2 protein-coding genes are annotated in these 1,314 nt (G+C 74.4%); both read right to left on the reverse strand.

Going from position 1 to position 1,314, the window contains the following annotated elements; all coding sequences use genetic code 11:
* Nucleotides 1–638: serine/threonine-protein kinase (locus G3I65_RS17285; protein ID WP_160697032.1), on the reverse strand; the 638-nt coding region annotated here is incomplete at its 3' end.
* A gap of 2 nt (nucleotides 639–640) precedes the next feature.
* The coding region (locus G3I65_RS17290) for a hypothetical protein (RefSeq protein ID WP_203612410.1) at nucleotides 641–1,314 on the reverse strand (674 nt) is incomplete at its 5' end.

Consider the following 1,314-nt stretch of genomic DNA (forward strand, 5'->3'; position numbering starts at 1 on the left):
CGGACGAACCCGCCGGCGAACGGGGCGACCCCGCAGTAGAGCTCGTAGAGCACGACACCCAGCGCGTAGAGGTCGGCGGCGGGCCCCGGTTGCCCGCCGCGCACGACCTCGGGGGCCGCGTACTTCGACGCGGTCGCCAGCGACGTGTGCGCCCGCCGCGGTGCCAGGGCCGCGACGCCGGTGTCGGTCAGCTTCGGCACCCGCACCGCGCCGGTGTCGTCCATCAGCACGTTGGACGGCTTGACGTCGCCGTGCACGACCCCGGCGTCGTGCACCACCTGCAGCGCCGCCGCGATCCCGGCGCCGATCCGGGCGATCTCGGTCGGCAGCAGCGTGCCCGACGCGCTCAGCCGCTCGCGCAGCGAACCACCCGGCACCCGGTCCAGGACCAGCGCGACGGTGTCCCCCTCGACGACCAGGTCGTGCAGGGTCACCAGGTGCTCGTGCACCAGGCCCACGAGCGGCGACTGGGCGCGCAGGAACCGTTCGACGGCGTCTCGGTCCCCGGTCAGGCGCGCGTCGAGGAGCTTGACGGCGTACTCGCGGCCGCCGGGATCGGTGGCGGCGAAGACTTCGCCCGCTGGTCCGCGACCGAGGGGCGGACCGAGGCGGTAGCGGTCGGCCAGCTGACGTTCCATGGTTATTCGCCTTTCTCGCGGCCCGGCCAGATCAGCCGTTCGACGGTGAAGAGCGCGGAGACGAACGGCTGGGGGAGCCGCACGACGCGCTTCGCGGCCTGTGCCTTGGCCGACAGTTCGGTGGCCGCGCCGAGCGCTTCGACGATGTCGCGCGCGGCGCCGTCGACCAGCTCGGTCGCCCGCGCGCGCGGGCCGCGGCCGCTCAGCGCGAGGGCGATCCCGAGGTCGAGCCGGCTCTCGACGGTTTCCGGGTGGGTCCGCCCCAGCAGCCGGATCTGCGGTTCGAGGATGTCCTCGAGCAGTTCCGCCTGGCGGCCGAATTCGCGCAGCTGCGCGTGCGCCAGCCCCATGCCGTGCCGGATCCGGTAGCGCAGCGGGTGGTCTTCGCCGAGCACCCGCAGCACGACCTGCTCGGTCGCGGACAGCACGGCGAGCGCTCGCTTGGGCTGGCCGAGCGCCAGCAGGGCGCGGTCGGCGAACACGGTCGCGGTCAGGGTGAGCGGATTCTCGGCGCCGTACCGCTTCGCGTAGTTCCTTTCGAGGTCCCGCAGTTCGGCCGCCGAACGCTCCCAGCCGTCCGGGGTCGCGCGCAGGTCGCGCAGGTCGAGCGCCAGCATCGCGTCGGCGCGCACCAGCTCGGCGTCGACGCAGCGGGCGTGCCGCTCCCGGCCGGTCG

This window comes from Amycolatopsis sp. SID8362 (assembly GCF_010550475.1).
In the GTDB taxonomy this organism is placed as follows: Bacteria; Actinomycetota; Actinomycetes; order Mycobacteriales; family Pseudonocardiaceae; genus Amycolatopsis; species Amycolatopsis eburnea.